Here is an 18,559-nt window from a genome sequence, read left to right as displayed (position 1 = left end):
AAATATTTAGAAATTATTGAAAAAAACACTTGACAAACCTAACAAACGTTATTATATTAAATACAAAACAAAACATGTAATATTTTTTTGAAAATTAAACAAACATTCGTTAGCTATTTTTTCATAAAGGGAAAATAATGTTAACCCCAAAAAAAAGGAATAAAATAATAAAGAAACACCTAAAAGAATTAGAAGGGCAAGATATATATGATTTAATGATAAATCAAATAATAACAGGAATATATAAAATAAACAAAAAAGGAGAATTGACAAGAATAAGAAGGAATGGAAGGTGGGGAGAAGAAACAAGCATAAGAGAAATAGAACCAAAAGGCATGTACAATAGATCAACAAAAACAATAAATGGAAAAATAATGAGATACTCAGTACACAGATTAATATGGCAATATTACAATGGAAAAATACCAGAAGGAATGGAAATAAATCATATAGACGGAAATAAAAGAAACAATGAAATAAAAAATTTAGAAATATGCACATCAAAACAAAACAAAATACATGCAATATGCATAATAAAAACAATAAAATGCGGATGGAAATCGAAATTAGCGAAATATGATAAAAAAAAATATAAGGAAGTGATTGATCTAATAAAATCGAACAAAAGATTATGCGATATAGCAAAAGAAACAGGAATGAAAACGCCAAACATCTGCAAAATTAAAAAAAAATTAAAAAAAGGCTACCCTTTACTTTAAAAAAAACAACTGACATGGAAGAAAAAAAGGAAAAAATATGAAGTGGTTCAAGCATCTGACAGATTGGAGAAACGACAAGGATATAAGGGAGGCGGAGAAAGAACTGGCGCTGCCCGGATACAGGTTCTACATATCATTGAAAGAGATATACGGAAGAAATTTCAACGAAATTGACGAAAGCGGATATTTGAAATTCAACCTGAAAATTTTGAAAGAAGAAATCAAGATAAGCAACAAAAAAATGTTGAAATTACTCAAATTTTTCAAAGAAAAAGAGAGAATCGATTACAGAATAATAAATGAAGATATAATGATACAAATACCTGAGTTCATTAGACTTGCAAACAATTGGGAAATAAGAAGAAAAAAAGGATTTGTTGATAAAATCACAAAAATACTACAAAATGAAGGAAAGAAAAAAAAAATAGAAGAAGAAAAGAAAGATACAAAAGAAAAAGAATTCGAGACAGCGCAAGAGATATTGAATTATTTGAACCAAAAGACAGGAAAAAATTTAAAAGATATAGCAGTTATACTTATGCAGTTGAGAAAAGGAAAAAAAAAGGAAGAGTTCATAAAAATAATAGACACAAAATTTGACGACCAATTTTTCCAGAGAAACCCTAGGCTGTACAATCAAGCGACACTTTTCGGCGGCGACCATTTCGAGCGTTATTTAAACGAAAACAACAAAAAACGAGAAAACAAAAATGAAAAAGAAACATGCGATACGAATCTACATGATACACATGAATTTATTGGCCAAATATATATGGCTTACATTAAAACTACATTACTTGATGCACAGAGTATGTTTAATTACATTCTTCATGATTATAACATTTATGATATATTTGAAAATGAAAATTTAAACCATGTGATGAACGAAATAAACATAGTAGAAATAAAGAAAAGAAAAATAAAATATTTCTTAGGAAAGGAGGCGACGGAAGAACATAAAAGATTATTAAAAATATTCAAAGAAAAAACAGGATACAAAACAATCGAGCAGAAAGAAGTACCGGAAGATTTTATAAAATCCGGCTTCTACAGATACAATAGGGAATTACTTTTAAGGACCGGAGTCAAAGAATGGTTTGAATGGAAAAAATAAAAAAAGGAGAAAAGTAATGAGCACAAAAGCCGAAGAGACGATGAGCGCAGAAATAAAAGAATTGAAAGAATTCATAAAGATGCAGGAAGAAGCGATCGAACAGCAGAAACAGCACATCGAAAATTTGAACGCAATACACAATAAAAAGAAAGGAGGAAACGAAGACAGAGTCATACAGAAATAAAAAAAAACAGAACATAAAGAAATAAAAAGAAAGAAAAAGGAGGAAAAAAAAATGGATGATATGGAAGAAACAAGAGAAAGATTGAAGAAAATGCTCACAATATTGGATGAGCATGAAAAGTTATTGACGACGTTGTTCAGATTGATAAACGAATGTGAGCTCAAAGCAAAAGGTCTAATGTAAAAAAAACAAACCCGCCGGAAATATTTGATAAAAAAAATCCCTCCTTTTGGTCAGATAAATTCGGCGGGGAAAAAAAAAGAGGAAAAAAAAATGGGAATGAACGCAGACATAGCAAAAGCAAAAAAAGATTGTATATTTTTCGGAGAGTATTATTTTCCGCATTTGACACCGGAAAAGACAGGAGAATTTCATAAGGAACTGATAAAAATAGTAGAAGAACCAGAAAATAATAGATTGGATATTTTGGCCCCGCGAGGGCATGCAAAATCGACATGGTTGAGCATAATATATCCTATGTGGAAAATAATGAAGAACAGGGACATAAATATAATTATTTGCTCGGATATAGCAGACCAAGCAGAGATATTTTTAAGAGCTATAAAAGATGAATTGGAAAGAAACGCATTGTTGATAGAACACTTTGGAGAATTCAAACCGAAAGAAAAATCGGGAGGGGGGTCGATATGGAGGGCTCAGGATATTACAGTTTTAAGAAGCGAAAGAGGAAAAGAACCAACAGTAGTATGTGGGGGGACAGGAAAAAAAATAATAGGCAGAAGGGCGGATTTGATAATAGTAGACGATCCGCTGAACGATGAAAATGTATCGAGCGAAACACAAAGGAACAAAACAGAAACATGGTTCAAAAAAACATTGACGCCAATATTGAGGCCAAAAACAGGAAGAATGATAGTAATAGGAACAAAAAAGCATCCGCTTGATTTGCACACAACACTAAAGAATAACGATCAATACAAACAATTCATATATGAAGCAATAAAAGATGAAAAAGAATTATGGCCGGAATATTGGACATATGAACTTTTGATAAAGAAAAAAAAAGAAATAGGTTCGTTATGTTTTGCCCAGGAATATCAAAACAAAGACACAGATAAAGAAACATCGTTATTCAATGAAGATTTTGTAAAAGAATGTATAAAAATAGATATATCGAATGAAAAAAAAAGAAAGAACGAAAAAAAATATTTAGGAATATTTTTACCGCTTCATTTAAAAAATGGCAAATTGGAAGAATACAAAAACAAATTAATGACTTCGATTGAAATAAGAACGGCTGATGATAAAAAAATATACGTTAAAATAATATTAAAAACACCGGCAAATACTATATTCGATATGATGAAAATATTGGAAGATTTATTAGAAACCGAAGAATACGAACAAATAGCAATAGACAGCGAAATATTACATTCTCTTTATTTAAATAATTTAATTCCAAGAAAATGGAATGTAAGAGGACACGACAAAGAAAGATTAATAAATGTATATGATATGATACCAAAAATAGTTTATCAAATAGAAAGAGAAATTTATGTAATACCGGCAAAAGAAGATTATGAAAAACAACATGCAAAAGCTTTAAAAGAAGCATTTAGACTTTATATGGCAAATGAACCGAATGAATTAATAACAGCATTGTGTTTGGCGGAGCATGCTTTAAGAATATACGACGGAGAAAATGGAACTTTAGAAACATTTGTGTATTGTTCGTACTGGGGATAAAAAAAATGAATAATATATGGAAAGGCACAACGCAGTGCGAATACTGCAAAAAGGAATTAAAAAATATAATGATTAACGGATTGACACACTCTGGTCATTTTGCGGCGTTATGTGAAAAATGCGCTGATAAAAATATCATAAATTTTTTTGAAAAAGTTGGTTCGATTTATAAAAAAAACAAAGAAGGATTATTTGAAAAATTAGAGTGGAGGTAGTTATGAAATTAGTAAAAGTAATATACAATAAAAGAAATGACAATGATATTGAACATTTTATAATTTATGATGAAACTAGTAAAATGTATTACATGGATAGAACATGGACATTCAATAAATACAAAGCTACAATTTTTGATAAATATGAATCTGATAGAAAAATAGAAGAAATAAATGTATTATACAGAAAAATAATTAGAGGAGAGATTTAAAAATGAGATACGGATTTTACCAATTAACCCGAATTATTCGCAAACTTGAAGATAAGATCCCCCCGCCGCTTGGCGGCGACCCCCTTATCGAAGGGGGTAAAAAAAATGAAAGATAAAAAATGCTTGTGGCGAATTCTCCCCTTAACAAGGGGAGATGCCGACAGGCAGAGGGGATCAATCCCTTTAATGAAATGTGAAAAAACATTTTATGAATAATCCGGGTTAATACGGGTTAAATGCAAGAGGGGATTACAATCAGATTTTCGATCCAGAAGGAGAAGCATTAGACATAGGAGAAAGTTTGAAGTATGTAAATCATTCACCAACGGGATTTACATGGGGATATTATGTAAGTAAATTCAGATTAAAGAAAAAAGCAGCATTTTTATCAATAATGTATTATTTTATGCCAGAGAAGATAATACAGGTAAGAATGCTGTTTTTTTTGGCAGTTGGAGAGATACGTGAATAAATTTTTTCCTACCACGGTTTTGGTATTTCTGGCAATTTTTTTAGTTGACTTCTCAAACAATAAAAATATATCGTCATCATTCCCTGCCGTCGTTCCGTCGCCGCCTCCCCGGGAAGGTATTGCCCCGTCCCAAACACTTCCTCAGCCGGCCGCTCCCTCCTCTCAAGCGATGTCAGATACATTAGTTTCTGCTTCATCGATACTTAAAGCCCGTGAAATCCCGCCCGATATCGCAAAAAAATACACAATCGGAAAATTCATTCCCCGAAAAGAAAAAAATGAAACGTTTGATGTGGGGGAAAATCTGGTGTTTTCCATCGATTATGGTTTTTACAGCGCCGGGATTGCAACTATGTCGGTCATAGGTTCGGAATTTATTAACGGAGGGTTGTGCTACCATATCCGTACCACTGCCGAGTCAAACAAATTCATATCTTCTTTTTATAAAGTCAGAGATCGGGTTGATTCATTCATTGACATGCAGGGAATCTTTTCACGGCGATTTGAGAAGCACCTGCGGGAGGGGGGATATTCTTTCGATGAACTGGTCGATCTCTATCAGGATCGTCTCCTGGCGGTGAGCACCAAAGAAAAGCGGGCGTTTGTGGAAATTCCTCTGTATGTGCAGGATATTTTGAGCTCCTTGTATTATATCCGTACCTTCGATCTCAGGGTGGGAAAAAAGGAGACATTAGAAGTATTAGCCGATGGAAAGGTCTATCCCCTCCAGATTATGGTTCACAAAAAAGAGAAAGTAACGGTTGAGGCCGGTTCATTCACCTGCTTTCTGGTTGAGCCTTTGCTGAAATCCGAGGGTATTTTCAGCCAGAAAGGAAGGCTTTTGGTCTGGCTTACAGACGACAAAAACAAGATACCTGTCAAGATGACGAGCAAAGTTACCATTGGAAATATTGCCGCAAATTTAAAAAATTACAAAAAACAGGTTGATAAATGAAAAAAATGTATAATTTTATAGGAGTTTGCATAATCTGCGCACTTCTGATGAACACCGGATGCGGTATGAGCGGGGTGGCCATCCCAAACCGTCAGAGTACCATGGAAGATATAGATCCGTTTGAGTATGGAGACGAATTTGCCGGGAAAGCTGCGGGTACCGATGCAACCAAAGGTTCTGTCGATGCCAAGGGCAATAATGCAGTCGTTCCCGTCCCTGCGGACACCAGGAAACAAACCACCGAGATTTCACGAACGGAGGAAAAAACGCCGGTTATTAACCCCAGATCTGAGCTGTCAACAAATAGCTTTGAATATCGAGTGCAGATAGGTATATTCGAGGATCGTAAATCGGCTGACAAATGCCGGGAAGAAGCTCTTTCCAAAGTAAACATGAATGTGTATATTGAGTTCGAGGCGCCGTTTTACCGGGTACGGGTGGGGGATTTCAAAACGCGAAAAGAGGCGGAAATAAATGTAAAAGTTATGCAGGATTTTGGTTTCAAAGGAGCTTTCTGGGTAATTAAGAATGTCGCCAATCAGTAAACGAAAGGGTAAGTTCATTGAAAAACCACACTCTTGGAATTGCTCTGAGTTTTTTTCTATTGACAGCAGTTGGATGTTCCGCACCCGCTGTAAAGAGCATAACGAGTAGCGTACCGAAAATCAAACAGAACGAATCAACCTTAACGTTTGCACCAGTAGATCCATCTAATATCCAAAAATATGAGCATGAAGAATCTCTTCTTGCCCACATTCTTGCATATTATGACAAGGTCATCGCGGCTCACCGTGAAGGAGATTTCGGACTGGCTGAAACCCTTGTTGACAGTGCATTCGTGCTGTACGGCAAAGTCAATCTTGATGAAATCAACAATCAATCGCTCGTTACACGGTTTAATACAACCGTATCGGCGCTCGCCCATGAATATGGAGTAATTTTACAGGAATCTGACGAAATCGCCCGTGAGGATCCTGGGTCCTGGATAGCGGACCTTTCCAACTTAGAGCAGTTCAAATCAGGGCAATGGTCATTCGAGGAATTGAAAGACATTGTGAATAAAATTTCCCGTAAGAGCGATGTTCCGATCGATTTCAATGAAAAAGTCAGAAATTGTATTTACTATTTCCAGACCAAAGGTCATGACGTCATGGCCAGATGGCAGTCACGGAGCGGCCGGTACATTCCCATGATGCAGAAGATTTTTGCAGAAGAGGACCTTCCTGTCGATCTGGTATATCTGAGCATGATTGAGAGCGGTCTGAACCCCCGGGCGGTTTCACGCGCCCGTGCAGTCGGTCTCTGGCAGTTCATTTACACCACCGGAAAGCTGTACGGCCTGGAACGAAACGAATGGATCGATGAACGGAGAGACGTTCTAAAGTCCACCAAAGCCGCCGCCCAGCATCTCCAGGACCTCTTCAAACTGTATGATGACTGGAATCTGGTTATGGCCGCCTATAACTGCGGGGCCGGCAGAGTCAGCCGTTCCACTCAGCAATCTGGACTGAATGATTACTGGCGGATAGATTTGCCCAAGGAAACGGACAACTATGTGCCGATGTACATGGCCGCGCTCATTATTTCCAAGGCGCCGGAGATTTTTGGATTCCAGAATATCGAAAAAGAACCTCCTTACGCGTTTGACACTGCAGAGGTCCGGCCTTATACGAAAATTGACACTGCAGCCAAATGCGCCGGAGTGGATGCAGAGGCTCTGAAAGACCTTAATAGCGAACTGACCAGAGAATATACTCCCGGCGGAAAAGATGTTTATCAGCTCAAGATACCTAAGGGAAGCCGGGAAAAATTTATTGTTGAGTACGCCAAGATACCAGAAGAAAAGATCAAAACTGTCAGTGTGGCAAAAGGGTATACGATTCGAAAAGGGGATACCATATCCAAAGTGGCGCGCAAATACGGGATAACGATATCTTCACTCCTGGCGGCGAATAATCTGAAACAGGGCGCTGTGCTCAAAATCGGACAAAAACTGAATATTCCCGGTTCGGTTGATACTGTCGAAATTGCTGTGAATACCGAGAAAGCCTCCCCAGCGAAGGCTGAACCGGAGCAGAAGAAAACTGCCAAGGGTGTTTTGGCTGATACACAGCCCGATCATATCACGTATATTGTTCAGGAAAATGATTCTCTCTATGTGATTGCTCAAAAATACGCGGTGAGCTATAAAGATATCATGGTCTGGAACAAGATCCGTAATCCAAGGATGATTAAGCCCGGCGACAAGCTGCTCATCAAGACAAAAGGCTGAGAGGTTATCCCGCGCCGTTCATACGGGGGACTGTAGTTATACATGACTACATATTTTACGTTTCCCTTTACAAGATAGATGCCGAAACGGTTTCACCGTTCCCGAGAAACGGCAACGGTTTCATCGTTCCCGCGAAGCGGCAACAAGTTCGGCATGACACGTGTCATCCTGAACTCGTTTCAGGATCTAAACACTCAAAACATGCGCAATTATTTTTGTCGTCATATATAAAACTCTATTATTACGTATAAAACGACTTTTGAATAAGGCTCCACATTCAAAGAAATGACCCCGACTGTTCGCCCGAATGCATACATCCATCCGTTGTACCACCAATATGTACAGAAACGGCTTGAAAGAAAATTGCATGTTCGGCCGCAATTATTCACTTTTCTTAAACCTTCAGGACGGAGATGAAGGGAAGGGGAGATGCTTTTATTGAATTTTATAAGTAAACCGATTGTTTTGTTTCTTGGAATTTATCTTTCGGTATCCGCCGTGAGCGCGGAACCAAACGGTTTATCCGCCATGTTTTCATCGCCTTCCGCCGGACTGGGCGCCAACGATCTCGGCGACATGGCATGGGATGGCTATTCTCTGTGGGTAAGCGGATCAAGTTCACTTAATCGCCGGATTGGCGAGGGCGGGGGACTGTATGACTGGATTTCCTATAAACAGACAAATGGATTCGGACAGGGATCCATTTCCGCGCTGACTGCATCGGGAGATACCCTCATCGCCGCCTGGGGATACAGCGCTGAATACCTGGGAAACCTGGTGCCCTATGGTGACGGCCTTTCTCTCTCGCTGGACCGGGGAAAGTCCTGGAAGCATATCACGGTGAAAGACATGTTCCTTGATCGGGCCGGACTCTCGAATCCCGGCCGGTATACCACCACGTACGACATTGTTCTTTCGCGGGGAACCATCTGGTGCAGCACCACTTCCGGTTTTCTTCTGAAAAGCTCCGATGTGGGAAAATCCTGGACCAATATCCTTCCCAACAACGAAACGCTCGACCTTACGAACCCGAACCACCATGGGCAGTGTGCGGACGCCTATGGCGATACCCTCTGGGTGGGAACTTTTCAGGGAATGAATGTCAGTTTCGACCGTGGAAAAACCTGGACGAATTATTCCTGGAACACCTCCAACGCCGGTGATCTTTCCGATCCGAAACCCGGCAACTGGGTGTACTCGGTGGAGCATAAAATCATTGGTGGAAAGACCCATGTCTGGGCCGGCTGCGATAACTATGTCTACACCAACCTCGGATTGTACGGCATCTGTCACACCGATGACAACGGCAAAACATGGCAGTATAAAACCACCAGGTATAATGCCTGGAATTTTGCCTTCGGACACAAGGGGGCGAGCGATCCGGCTTTCGGGGATTCGACAGTTTTTGCCGCATCGGATTCAGGCCTGGTCGTTTCCAGAGACCTGGGCGCTCACTGGAATATAATGGACATCCGTGAGTCGGATGATCTCTTCTGGAAAAACGGAGAGAGAGTATCATCCGTGCTAGTGGTGAGCGATACGCTCTGGGCTGCCGGCGCCAACGGCCTTGCCCGCACCACCGACTGGGGGAAAACATGGAAGATTTTCCGCGGCGTTACCCGTGTAAAGACACTGGATACCGGGGAAAAGGATGTCGGCATATCCACCGCCTTTGACGATGTAAAGACCTATGCTTTCCCGAATCCTTTTTCTCCTTCCCGGCATGATGCCGATTTTTCAAAAACACGGATACATTTTGCACTGAAAAAAGACGCCAGTATTTCCATCGCCATCTATGATTATCATGGCAGGCTGCTGCGAGACCTGGTCAGCGGCGTCTTTCGCGCCGGAGGCCGGGATTACCAGGAAATCTGGGACGGCAGGGACAAGAACAACACCCTTGTTCCCAACGGGGTCTATTTTTATCGGATAAAAACTCAACAAGGGGATTCTGCTCGTGGCAAAATCATGGTTCTCGACTGAGCGAAAGTTTATTCTTTGCGCTCTGGCCGCGGCGTTAATAAGGATCTGTTTACTGCCTGGTACTGCTTTCTCCGAAGACAAGTATACCCCCTGGGCGGGAGAGTTCCTGCGCATGGGAGCGGGCGCCAAAGCGCTGGGAATGGGAAATGCCTACAGTGCTGTGGAAGGCGATATATACAGCTCTTATTATAATCCGGCCGGTCTCGCACTCATGAACGGACGCCAGTTGGCAGTTTCCCGGCGTTATATGAGTATGGATCGCTTCATGACTCACCTGGCTTTCGGAAGCAGAATCGGGCCGGATGCCGATTTTGCGATTTCGTGGATCGGCGCCGGAACGGACGGCATCCAGGGACGGGACCTTAACGGCAACCCGACAGGACTTCTCCGGGACAGTAGTAATTCGTTTGCGGTGTCCTTTGCGAAAAGCATGGGGAAAAGAATATCACTGGGAATCAATACCAAGGTCAGCCTCTGGAAGATGGCCGGAGAGGATGCAAAGGCGTTTGGTTTCGACTGCGGTATCATTCTCCGTCCGCTGAACAACCTCAGCGCTTCCTTTGTGGCGCGGGATATCAACAGCCGGTTCACCTGGAAAAGCGAGCGGTGGTCGCAAACAATAAGCGGCGCCGACGGCCAGCCGATGGAAAAGGTGGACAAGCTTCCTCTCTATTATACAATAGGATTGGCCTGCCGCCTGCTGGATGACAAACTTCTTCTCTCGGCCATGACCGAATCGGTGAAGGATAATCCCACCGGGTATGATTTCGGAGCGGCGTATACGCTCATGAAAGCATTAACGCTGAGAGGCGGAATCTACAATTATACTCCTTCCGGTGGTCTCGATTCCGGATCGGTAACCGCCGGATTCAGTGTGCAGGTCACCCGCTCTATCGGCTTCGATTACGCCTATTCAGCCGATACTATCGAGAATGACCGGATAAATCTTGTCTCCCTGGTGCTCTCATACGGAGAATAAACTATGATGAGGATATTCGTCTTTCTTGCGGCATCATGCGCAATACTTTCCGCTGGTGTGTCAAACGTACTGTCGGAACAGGTATACAGTGATTCCGGCCGGACCGGGCTTTCCTTCCTCCGCGTCACCCCCACGGCGCGCATCGCTTCCCTGGGCGGAGCGGGGCTATCCAGCGCAGATGGACCTTCTTCGGAGTGGCTGAATCCTTCTCTGATAGCATTTGTGGGCGAGCGTTCGGCCCAATTCTCCCATACGGAATGGATACAGGGCATTAAGCAGGAATATGCCGCGGTTTCTGCCAACAGCGCAGCGGGCGCTTTCGGTTTTTCCGTTCAGATTTTCGATTCAGGGGATATAGAGCTGCGCGGATCCGCTCCCTCTGAAACTTCTCCCGGAACATACAGCATAAAGAATGTTTCTCTTGCTTTCACCTATGCGCGGCTTCTTACCCAAAAGATTTCGCTCGGTGTGACATATAAAAAACTTTTTGAAAAAATCGCCCAGGAAAATGCCGGCGGATACGCGGTGGACGGGGGAATAACCTGGCGTCCGATGGATGGTCTGGCGCTTGCCGCAGTTGCCCGTAACTACGGCGAAATGGGTATTCTCAAAAACGAGCGGACAAAGATACCTTCCGATGTGAGCATGGGATTTCTTTACAGCGGCATGCTTCCCGGTTTCAATCGAAATTTCACCCTTCTCGGCGATTACGTTATTCCGCGGTACGGCGACAACGGAATTCGTACCGGTGTAGAGGTGGAGGCTGTAGATCGTTTCTTTATCCGTATCGGATACCGTAACGACAGCAGCCTGGAAACCATGAGCTACGGTTTAGGCCTGGAGATGGGCATTTTTTCCGCAGACGTGTCCTATACGCCGATTAAGGATTTTCCGGATAACGCCCTGCGCTTCACGCTTTCAATCACAGGATTCTGATGGAACAGGTGATGAAAAAGGCCATTGGGGCTTTGGATGCCGATTATGCCGATATTCGAATCGAGCGCTCCGAAACCACCTCCCTGGCATACATGGGAGGCGTGCTCGAAGATATAGGGAAGGTCATGACTCTGGGGGGATGTGTCCGGGTCTGTATCCGGGGGGGATGGGGGTTTGCTTCTTTTAACCGGATTGAGGATGCGGAGAAGAGCGCACAGGCTGCCTGTGTCATGGCGAAACTTGCCGGAGAGGATAAAACGGTGATCGCTCAGGTTGTACCGGTAACCGCCAGGGTGAAAAACTCAGTTGGAAAAGACCCTGCTCGTGTCCCTCTGGAAGAAAAACTAGCGCTCCTGAAAAAATATAACGACATGATGGTTAGCGCAAAGGACATCGTTACCACCAACTCGGTGTATCGCGATACCAGGAAGACAGTCTGGCTTCATACAAGCGAAGGAAGCACGATCGAGCAGGAAAAGATTTACGCGGGTGTCAGCCTCATGGCGGTCGCCAGGGAAGGCTCCAACGTACAGCGCGGTATGAAATCGTTCGGCGACCGGCGCGGATTTGAAACGGTGGAGAACCGTGAGGGAGAGGTAGAGAAAATTCTCAAGATCACCCGTGATCTCATCCGGGCGCCGAAAGTCAGCGGAGGGGTCTATCCGGTCATTCTCGATCCCCAGCTAGCCGGTGTTTTCGTCCACGAGGCATTGGGGCACCTTAGCGAGGCCGATTTTGTCTATGAGAATCCAAAAGCCCGTGAAATGATGAGACTGGGCCGCCGTTTCGGCCCGGATGTGCTCAATATCATCGATGACGGCGCCCTTTCGGGTGAAAACGGCTGCACCCCCTATGATGATGAGGGAGTGAAAGGACAGAAGACCTATCTGGTTAAAAACGGCTTTCTGACCGGACGGCTCCATTCCCGCGAAACAGCCGGGCGCATGGGTGAAATGCCCACCGGGAACGCCCGCGCCATCAGCGCCTCTTTTCGTCCCATCGTACGGATGACCACGACGTTCATCGACCGCGGGGAGTCGGCTTTTGAGGACATGCTGGCCGGAATCAGGGACGGTATCTACGCCTGCGGTTACCTTGGCGGGAACACCGATCTGGAACGGTTTACCTTCAGCTCGGCCTATGCATGGCGGATTGAAAAAGGTTGTATTACAACTCCCCTTCGGGATGTGATTCTCTCAGGCAACGTATTCGAGACGCTCGACCATATCGAGAAGATCGGAAATGACCTCACTCTTTATGGCGGCCTGGGCGGCTGCGGCAAGGGCGAGCAGTCCCCGCTCCCGGTATCGGACGGTTCTCCCCATATCCGTATCGGAAAGGTTCTTGTTGGCTGAAATGATAGAAACCATACTCGAGAAGGTGAAACGCCGCGGAGCATCCGCCGAGGTTTTCCTGACCGAAAGAGCCGCTTCGGAAATATCGTTCGAATCCGGAAAACTCAAGAACGCAGAACAGAAAACGGTGCTCGGCATCGGGCTGCGGGTGATTCGCGAAGACCGAATCGGCTTCTCATCCACAACAGACCCGCACCGCATCGAAGATCTGGTGGAAAATGCCCTGGATGCCTCACGGTTCGGGAAAGAGGTTCATTTTGAGTTTCCCGGCGAAGCAATAGCAGCAGGATATGGAACAGCAACTTTCGATCCTGCAGTAGAAAGTTACAGCCCCGCCCAGGCTATAAGCGAAGGGAAGCGTGCGGTGGATATCCTCCGCGAGCGCTGCCCGAAAGGCCTGACCGACCTGAGCATTTCCACTGCGGTGAACAAAGTCAGGATTGCAAATACTGCCGGTTTCGATGCTTCGTACAGCTCCACCGACTTCCGGGAGTATATAACGCTCGTTGTTGTGGAGGGAGACTCCATACTCTGGATCGGCGATGGGAATCATTTCGGCGCTCTCGATATCCGCACCGATGCCTATGTGGAGAGAATCGCCGCGCTCGCCGGTCATGCCGAAAAAAAAGCGCCCAGGATTTCCGGTATGCTCCCGGTTATTTTTACCGCGCAGGAAATGCCCAGCCTCATGCAGGCATTCGAGATGGGAATAGACGGGAGACGGCTGGTAAAGGGCGACAGTCCCCTTATCGGCCGTGAAGGTGAAAAAATTCTCGGAGATGTCACACTTGCCGATGATCCGTACATTGAGGGTTCTCCCGGAAGCAGACCCTTTGATGATGAAGGGATGCCTTCGCAGCTAACCATGATTTTCGAAGAAGGCGTCTTCCGGTCTTTTCTTTTCAACCTGGACACCGCAGCCCAGGCCGGACGCGTTTCCACAGCCAATGCGCAGCGTGGTCTTCTCTCCGCGCCCACAGTAGGAACCTCAAACCTGGTGATGTCGCCCGGGAAATCCAGCCTGAAGGAGATGATCGAGAGCATCGATGAAGGGGTGATTGTGCACGGTGTGCTCGGAGGAGGGCAGTCGAATCTTCTGGCCGGGGATTTTGCCCTCAATATAATGCTCGGCTTCCTTGTACGGAACGGGGAAATCAGCGGCCGTCTGGTGGATACCATGGTATCTGGAAATGTTTATCAGGCGTTCGGATCGATCGACGCCTCGGGTTCTGATGTCAAACCGGTCGGCTCGATTTTCGTTCCGGATGTGATGTTCTCAGCGCTCTCGATTTCCAGCCGGTGAAGGAAATGATTTGAGACGAAAAATTTCTCACAGGCAGCCCCTAAATACCCCGGAGGGGAACTTTACGAGGGAAAGATAATAACATACGAACAACATCATTTATACATGGCGACATATTTCTTTGCACATTTTTATAGAATAGATGCCGAAACAAGTTCGGCATGACGTCATCCTGAACTTGTTTAAGGATCTATTAAAAGCCTTACATGAGTAATTAATTAAAACGCTGTGAATGATTGTCTTTCAGTCTTTTAAGTCCCCATTCGGGGGATTTAGGGGGCTGTAGTATTTAGGGGGCTGTAGTTCTGAAGCTCTCGAAAACTATAAGCCAACTTCATGCCCAATTCGGTTTGATATGCAATACAGAAAATTCATCATCCGTCCCGGGGACGACTATTTCAGGGATAATCCGGAGCAGCCTCCAGTCCGGGAAACCAACTATGCGCTCCATATCCTCCTTTTCCTTCTGACCGTTTTTACCACGACCACCATGGGAGCGCTCGTGACCGATGCGAATCCGTATCAGAGCTGGGGCAATTTCGCAAAAGGTTTTCCCTATTCCATAGCCATCCTCAGCATTCTGGGCATCCATGAATTTGCCCATTATTTTACCGCGAGGAGATGGGGGATTGTGGTTACTCCTCCTTATTTTATCCCGGCGCCCATTCAACCCATCGGAACATTCGGCGCAGTGATCAGCATCAAATCTTCCATTCCCAGCCGTAAAGCGCTGGTTGACGTGGGCGCGGCCGGTCCGATAGCCGGTTTTATCCTCGCGGTCATCGCCAGTGTTATCGGGCTTAAAATGTCCGAGATCGTCCCTCTGCATACTCAACATGAATACCTTATCCTCGGCGATTCGCTGCTTTTCAAAATTCTCAGTTATTTCCTGATCGGTCCCATCCCGGCCCACTACGACCTGAACCTGCATCCCATCGCTTTTGCAGGCTGGATAGGGCTTTTTATTACCGCGCTCAATCTTCTGCCCATCGGGCAACTGGACGGCGGGCATATTCTCTTTGCGCTTTCACCGCGCTTACATGAATTGTTCCGCCGCATCCGGATACCGCTCCTGCTCCTGCTCGGCCTGACATTTTGGAGCGGATGGTTTGTCTGGGCGCTGCTCTCGCTCTTTTTCGGGACCCGGCATCCTTATCCCGACCGTATGGAGCCGGACATCGGGGCGGTTCGTATCATCACGGCTGTGGCAGCGATTGTGATATTCATCCTCTGTATCATACCGGTTCCGGTAAAGGTGGGATGAAGAATGGAGCGCTCTATTTTCGTTATTTTCGGCGCCGCTCTCGCGGTAATTTCATTGCTGTCATGCAATAATCCGTTCAGCACGCGGACTCCCCAGACTCCTCCGGATGGAGGCGCTGTTATTCTGCCGCCAACCTCGCCCGAAAAGGTGTTGAACAACCTCGTTGAATCGCTGAGGACCAAGAGCATCCAGGATTACATGGACGTTTTCAGCGACCCGTTCACTTTCAGCCCCGATCCGCTGGATTCGCTGAAATATGAACAGGAATTTCGCAGCACTTGGAACCGTGAGAAGGAATCAGCATTCGTCATGAATTATTTTATCCCGGATTCGACATTTACCATTTCCCTTACAACCTACCGTACACCTGAATACAATTCCGGTGACAAGATGTACAAATACTGGTATAAGCTCACTTTTGGTAGAGAAAACAAAGAGGACATATACGGAGAAGCCTGGCTCTATTTCATTGAAAATTCAGGAAAATGGAGCATTTATCTCTGGGTAGATCACCGTGGATACCCTAAAGACCCTAACAAAGATTCCTGGGGAGCGGTGCGGGCGAGGTACAGTTAATTTTTCTGTTGCATAATCGGATAATTTTCGATAATGTTAATCTATCGATCCTTTTGCTAAGTCGATATTTTAAGCAGCCCCCTTTCTGTCCTTCGGACATCCTTCCCCCGGAGGGGGCAGGAAGTGACTGTTAAGCAACGATATCCCTTGCCCCCTTCGGGGGAAAGGTACCGAGGGATAGGGGGCTGTAGTTTAAAAGTTCGTTTTCTTATTACGTATAAAACGACTTTTGCAAAAGCCTCTATCATTTGGAAAAGATGCCGAAACTAGTGCTAGTATACTTTTCACCAGATGGAAAAGATTAAAGGGTTAATCCCATGAAAAGAATCGTGAGAAGAAATTGTTTTTGCCTTTTTATCGCATTTTTAACAGCCCTTTTTACCGGCTCATGTATCTTCTCACCGAAAAAAGATTCCGGACAAACCACGAACGATGGTAAAATCGAAATACCTGCCACACCCGATAAAGTGGTCAACAATCTGAAAGTGGCTTTCCAGCAACTCAATATCAATTTTTACCGCGACTGTCTCCATGATAACTATTTTTACACGAGCAAATCGGAGACCGATACCCTTGATATCCGCTTTTCCAAATCTGAAGATGTACGAGTTATTGAAAACATCATGAATAACTGTACTTCGTTCGTATTCACTTCGAGCGAATTCGGAAGCATGGAGGAATGGGGCAAAGATGTCCCGAATCCCCCGAATGGCGCAGTGATAGTCGACGAGCACCCGAACGAAGTCTGGCTGGTGAAAACCTATTTAATCGATATGGATATATTCACAAAAACATACGGTGACTTTAAAATACATCAGCTTATGGAATTCAAATTCGTTCAGGATCGCCAGTCCAAGCTGTATGCCATTATCCAGTGGAATGACCTTACTACGCCGTAACTTTGCTCGGAGACCGCTGTTTGCCCCGTAAAAAGAAATCCCGGATCGTTCCCATTCTCTCTGTTCTTCTGCCCCTCGCCGCACTTATTGCGGCAGGGGTTGCTTTATTTCAGTGGCATACTGCCAGCCGTGTTAAAAGCGCTCAGAATCCCCGTTCTGTTAAAGCTGTCCAGGCCAGCCCGGACATGTTTACACAGGAGCTATCCGCCATGCTCATTTCCACACTTTCCGAGTACGGCATTTCCCAAAAAGATATCAAACGAACGGAATCACGGTCGACGGCAAGCGGATTGAGATACAGTTATACGGTGACCATCCCATCCACTACCTCGCTGACTTTCCTGAATCTGAAAGTGAGCGCCGCTGCCTGTAAGATCGGAGGCAAAGTATTTTCCGGGACTGAGAGCGCCGACGGTCAATCATTGACCCTGACTCTGGGAACGAGAGCCACTCCGACAGATATAGTGATTTTCCGAAAAAACCCGGCGTTGGAAGCCCGACAGGCAAAAGCGGCGATTATTATCGATGATGTGGGAATTCGGCCGATTGAAAATATAAGACGCCTTTGCAACCAGGGGCAGACGGTTACTCTATCCATTCTGCCTTTCCGGCAGTATACCGCTCAGGCGGTGGCGTTCGCCGCCCGTAATGATATACCCTATATCCTCCACATGCCCATGGAGCCGAAATCACGGAGTGAAATCCCCGGGAAAGGCTTCATTCTGACAACCGATTCCGAAGTAGCAGTCAGTGAAAAACTTGCCCGGGCATTCAAAAGCGTCAGGGGCGCTCAGGGCCTCAACAACCATATGGGTTCAAAAGCAACTGAGGATGTGCAGATCATGGAGGCGGTAATGAATTTTCTGAAGTCTAACAATTATTTTTTCATTGATTCAAAGACCTCTCTGGAATCGACAGGCATCATGGTTTCGCAGAGAGTGGGAGTAAAAAGCGCAGAGATGACAGGATACATCGACAGCGAAGGAAATCAGGGCGACATCGAAAACCGGCTTCTCGCGCTCGCGAACGAAGCATTTAAAAATGGGCCGGTGATCATTATCGGGCACGACCGTCAGACCACCATAAGCGTACTGGAAAAAACCATTCCCAAACTGGTCCAAAAGGGGATACGGTTTGTACAGGCTGCGGATATGGTGAAGTGAGGTCATACATGACGACATAAATACGAATGTTTTGAGTATTTAGATCCTGAAACGAGTTCATGATGACACATGTCATGCCGAACTTGTTGCCGCTTCGCGGGAACGATGCAAGCGCAGCGCATCTTTTAGCAACCGTTTCGGCATCTATTTTGACAAGAAACTCAATAAAATGTGTCGTCATGGATAATTCAGTAAACCTTTCATTCCGGTTGAAATGCTCAATCTCAGATTATATATTATCTTCTGAGTAT

At 44.8% G+C, this 18,559-nt stretch carries 20 protein-coding genes; all 20 read left to right on the top strand.

The window, feature by feature from the left end; all coding sequences use genetic code 11:
- Nucleotides 1–137: 137 nt before the first annotated feature.
- Entirely contained in the window at nucleotides 138–719 is a 582-nt protein-coding gene (locus Q8O92_16255; protein ID MDP2984873.1) for an HNH endonuclease signature motif containing protein, read from the top strand.
- 37 nt (nucleotides 720–756) lie between these two features.
- Nucleotides 757–1,833 (top strand): conserved phage C-terminal domain-containing protein, encoded by a 1,077-nt coding sequence (locus Q8O92_16250; GenBank protein MDP2984872.1) that lies wholly within the window; start codon nucleotides 757–759, stop codon nucleotides 1,831–1,833.
- A gap of 16 nt (nucleotides 1,834–1,849) precedes the next feature.
- On the top strand, nucleotides 1,850–2,017 hold the full coding sequence (locus tag Q8O92_16245) for a hypothetical protein (protein ID MDP2984871.1): 168 nt from the start codon (nucleotides 1,850–1,852) through the stop codon (nucleotides 2,015–2,017).
- Nucleotides 2,018–2,068: 51 nt separating this feature from the next.
- Complete coding sequence (locus Q8O92_16240) at nucleotides 2,069–2,200, top strand: hypothetical protein (GenBank protein MDP2984870.1); 132 nt, start codon at nucleotides 2,069–2,071, stop codon at nucleotides 2,198–2,200.
- A gap of 24 nt (nucleotides 2,201–2,224) precedes the next feature.
- Nucleotides 2,225–3,724: a hypothetical protein gene (locus Q8O92_16235; GenBank protein ID MDP2984869.1), complete on the top strand. Its 1,500-nt coding sequence runs from the start codon at nucleotides 2,225–2,227 to the stop codon at nucleotides 3,722–3,724.
- 5 nt (nucleotides 3,725–3,729) lie between these two features.
- The gene (locus tag Q8O92_16230; GenBank protein ID MDP2984868.1) at nucleotides 3,730–3,939 is read left to right on the top strand and encodes a hypothetical protein; all 210 of its coding nucleotides are present in this window, start codon (nucleotides 3,730–3,732) and stop codon (nucleotides 3,937–3,939) included.
- A gap of 2 nt (nucleotides 3,940–3,941) precedes the next feature.
- The gene (locus tag Q8O92_16225) at nucleotides 3,942–4,151 is read left to right on the top strand and encodes a hypothetical protein (protein ID MDP2984867.1); all 210 of its coding nucleotides are present in this window, start codon (nucleotides 3,942–3,944) and stop codon (nucleotides 4,149–4,151) included.
- 301 nt (nucleotides 4,152–4,452) lie between these two features.
- Complete coding sequence (locus Q8O92_16220) at nucleotides 4,453–4,623, top strand: hypothetical protein (GenBank protein ID MDP2984866.1); 171 nt, start codon at nucleotides 4,453–4,455, stop codon at nucleotides 4,621–4,623.
- Nucleotides 4,616–5,578 (top strand): DUF3108 domain-containing protein, encoded by a 963-nt coding sequence (locus tag Q8O92_16215; GenBank protein MDP2984865.1) that lies wholly within the window; start codon nucleotides 4,616–4,618, stop codon nucleotides 5,576–5,578. The genes Q8O92_16220 and Q8O92_16215 overlap by 8 nt, the downstream gene beginning before the upstream one ends.
- Complete coding sequence (locus tag Q8O92_16210; protein MDP2984864.1) at nucleotides 5,575–6,123, top strand: SPOR domain-containing protein; 549 nt, start codon at nucleotides 5,575–5,577, stop codon at nucleotides 6,121–6,123. The genes Q8O92_16215 and Q8O92_16210 overlap by 4 nt, the downstream gene beginning before the upstream one ends.
- A gap of 17 nt (nucleotides 6,124–6,140) precedes the next feature.
- A complete protein-coding gene (locus Q8O92_16205; protein MDP2984863.1) occupies nucleotides 6,141–7,850 on the top strand; it encodes a LysM peptidoglycan-binding domain-containing protein in 1,710 nt (569 codons plus the stop codon).
- Between the two features lie 438 nt (nucleotides 7,851–8,288).
- Nucleotides 8,289–9,833, top strand: coding sequence for a gliding motility-associated C-terminal domain-containing protein (locus Q8O92_16200; GenBank protein ID MDP2984862.1), 1,545 nt, complete (start codon nucleotides 8,289–8,291; stop codon nucleotides 9,831–9,833).
- Nucleotides 9,808–10,812, top strand: a complete 1,005-nt coding sequence (locus tag Q8O92_16195; GenBank protein MDP2984861.1) for a PorV/PorQ family protein — start codon at nucleotides 9,808–9,810, stop codon at nucleotides 10,810–10,812. Before Q8O92_16200 ends, Q8O92_16195 begins: the two co-directional genes overlap by 26 nt.
- Nucleotides 10,813–10,815: 3 nt before the next feature.
- Nucleotides 10,816–11,748 carry a PorV/PorQ family protein gene (locus Q8O92_16190; GenBank protein ID MDP2984860.1) on the top strand — a complete coding sequence of 311 codons (933 nt, stop codon included), beginning with the start codon at nucleotides 10,816–10,818 and terminating at the stop codon, nucleotides 11,746–11,748.
- Between the two features lie 11 nt (nucleotides 11,749–11,759).
- Nucleotides 11,760–13,103 (top strand): TldD/PmbA family protein, encoded by a 1,344-nt coding sequence (locus Q8O92_16185; protein ID MDP2984859.1) that lies wholly within the window; start codon nucleotides 11,760–11,762, stop codon nucleotides 13,101–13,103.
- Complete coding sequence (locus tag Q8O92_16180; GenBank protein MDP2984858.1) at nucleotides 12,991–14,406, top strand: TldD/PmbA family protein; 1,416 nt, start codon at nucleotides 12,991–12,993, stop codon at nucleotides 14,404–14,406. The genes Q8O92_16185 and Q8O92_16180 overlap by 113 nt, the downstream gene beginning before the upstream one ends.
- 355 nt (nucleotides 14,407–14,761) lie before the next feature.
- Nucleotides 14,762–15,670 (top strand): site-2 protease family protein, encoded by a 909-nt coding sequence (locus tag Q8O92_16175; GenBank protein ID MDP2984857.1) that lies wholly within the window; start codon nucleotides 14,762–14,764, stop codon nucleotides 15,668–15,670.
- Between the two features lie 3 nt (nucleotides 15,671–15,673).
- On the top strand, nucleotides 15,674–16,246 hold the full coding sequence (locus Q8O92_16170; protein ID MDP2984856.1) for a hypothetical protein: 573 nt from the start codon (nucleotides 15,674–15,676) through the stop codon (nucleotides 16,244–16,246).
- Between the two features lie 317 nt (nucleotides 16,247–16,563).
- Nucleotides 16,564–17,145: a hypothetical protein gene (locus Q8O92_16165; GenBank protein ID MDP2984855.1), complete on the top strand. Its 582-nt coding sequence runs from the start codon at nucleotides 16,564–16,566 to the stop codon at nucleotides 17,143–17,145.
- A 20-nt stretch (nucleotides 17,146–17,165) separates the two neighbouring features.
- Complete coding sequence (locus Q8O92_16160; GenBank protein ID MDP2984854.1) at nucleotides 17,166–18,308, top strand: divergent polysaccharide deacetylase family protein; 1,143 nt, start codon at nucleotides 17,166–17,168, stop codon at nucleotides 18,306–18,308.
- Nucleotides 18,309–18,559: the final 251 nt, after the last annotated feature.

The organism is Candidatus Latescibacter sp., assembly GCA_030692375.1.
Classification (GTDB): domain Bacteria; phylum Latescibacterota; class Latescibacteria; order Latescibacterales; family Latescibacteraceae; genus JAUYCD01.
This window is presented reverse-complemented; position numbering and strand designations above follow the sequence as displayed.

Coding starts and splice junctions, on each gene's coding strand:
- Q8O92_16255 (MDP2984873.1), top strand. CDS start 138: ATGTTAACCCCAAAAAAAAGGAATAAAATAATAAAGAAACACCTAAAA.
- Q8O92_16250 (MDP2984872.1), top strand. CDS start 757: ATGAAGTGGTTCAAGCATCTGACAGATTGGAGAAACGACAAGGATATA.
- Q8O92_16245 (MDP2984871.1), top strand. CDS start 1,850: ATGAGCACAAAAGCCGAAGAGACGATGAGCGCAGAAATAAAAGAATTG.
- Q8O92_16240 (MDP2984870.1), top strand. CDS start 2,069: ATGGATGATATGGAAGAAACAAGAGAAAGATTGAAGAAAATGCTCACA.
- Q8O92_16230 (MDP2984868.1), top strand. CDS start 3,730: ATGAATAATATATGGAAAGGCACAACGCAGTGCGAATACTGCAAAAAG.
- Q8O92_16225 (MDP2984867.1), top strand. CDS start 3,942: ATGAAATTAGTAAAAGTAATATACAATAAAAGAAATGACAATGATATT.
- Q8O92_16210 (MDP2984864.1), top strand. CDS start 5,575: ATGAAAAAAATGTATAATTTTATAGGAGTTTGCATAATCTGCGCACTT.
- Q8O92_16190 (MDP2984860.1), top strand. CDS start 10,816: ATGATGAGGATATTCGTCTTTCTTGCGGCATCATGCGCAATACTTTCC.
- Q8O92_16185 (MDP2984859.1), top strand. CDS start 11,760: ATGAAAAAGGCCATTGGGGCTTTGGATGCCGATTATGCCGATATTCGA.
- Q8O92_16180 (MDP2984858.1), top strand. CDS start 12,991: ATGACCTCACTCTTTATGGCGGCCTGGGCGGCTGCGGCAAGGGCGAGC.
- Q8O92_16175 (MDP2984857.1), top strand. CDS start 14,762: ATGCAATACAGAAAATTCATCATCCGTCCCGGGGACGACTATTTCAGG.
- Q8O92_16170 (MDP2984856.1), top strand. CDS start 15,674: ATGGAGCGCTCTATTTTCGTTATTTTCGGCGCCGCTCTCGCGGTAATT.
- Q8O92_16165 (MDP2984855.1), top strand. CDS start 16,564: ATGAAAAGAATCGTGAGAAGAAATTGTTTTTGCCTTTTTATCGCATTT.